We start from the raw sequence: 1,088 nt of genomic DNA, 5'->3' as shown, positions 1-1,088 counted from the left end.
TCATCTACGCTCTGACCATGATCTTTCAATCGACAGAGATTGTCATGTCTATGAATGGGGCGCGTGAGGTTGATGAGCAAACGGCACCAGACCTCTACCATGTAGTAGAAGATATGGCCATGGTCGCTCAGATTCCCATGCCGCGTGTTTTCATCATTGAGGATTCATCTTTAAATGCCTTTGCAACAGGTTCCAATCCGCAGAATGCAGCAGTCGCAACCACTTCGGGTCTTCTGGCTATCATGAATCGTGAGGAGCTAGAAGCTGTTATGGGGCATGAAGTCAGTCATATTCGAAACTACGATATTCGCATTTCGACCATTGCTGTTGCCCTTGCTAGTGCCATTACCCTTCTGTCTAGTATGGCAGGACGGATGATGTGGTGGGGTGGCGCAGGTCGAAGACGGAGTGATAATGATCGTGACGGAAATGGTTTGGAGATTATCATGCTTGTTATCTCTCTCTTAGCCATTGTTCTAGCACCTCTCGCAGCAACCTTGGTGCAATTAGCCATTTCCCGTCAGAGGGAATTTCTGGCGGATGCATCCAGTGTGGAGCTGACTCGCAATCCTCAAGGGATGATCAATGCCTTGCGTAAATTGGACAATAGCGAGCCGATGCATCACCATGTTGACGATGCTAGCAGCGCTCTTTATATCAATGATCCTAAGAAAGGTGGGGGACTTCAAAAACTCTTTTATACCCACCCACCTATCTCAGAACGAATCGAACGCTTGAAACAAATGTAAACAAAATCCAGAGATCGGCTCTGGATTTTTGCTATGTTCAACATTTATAAATCTTGTAAATCAACAACTTCCAAACCCTTTTCTGTCAAACGATAGATACTGGTACAGACCTCTTTTAAGAAGCGTCTGTCATGCGAAACAGTGATCAGGCCGCCGGGATATGAGGCAAAGAGTTTTCTGATTTCGGGTTGAGAAGTGGGAGAAAAGTTTCGTGTGGGCTCATCCAGAAGGAGAAAGTTTGGTTTGCGCAACACTAAATCCAAAAGTAGGAGTTTACCTTGTTGCCCACCAGATAAGGAGCGGATTTGGTGGTGCATCTCTGGATAGCTGAAATTGAGA

General features: G+C 46.0%; 2 protein-coding genes. One reads left to right on the top strand and one right to left on the bottom strand.

Annotation, left to right across the window (positions count from 1 at the left end; genetic code table 11):
* Nucleotides 1-749, top strand: a 749-nt coding sequence (gene htpX, locus SORDD16_RS09785) for a zinc metalloprotease HtpX (protein ID WP_061453287.1), incomplete at its 5' end; no start/stop codon positions are given.
* 44 nt (nt 750-793) lie between these two features.
* Here htpX and SORDD16_RS09780 read toward each other — a convergent pair.
* On the bottom strand, nt 794-1,088 hold a 295-nt coding region (locus tag SORDD16_RS09780; RefSeq protein ID WP_081215208.1), incomplete at its 5' end, for an ATP-binding cassette domain-containing protein.

The organism is Streptococcus oralis, assembly GCF_001578945.1.
GTDB classification, from domain to species: domain Bacteria; phylum Bacillota; class Bacilli; order Lactobacillales; family Streptococcaceae; genus Streptococcus; species Streptococcus oralis_Q.
Note: the sequence above shows the minus strand (reverse complement) of the source record. Positions and strands in the feature narration are given on the sequence as shown.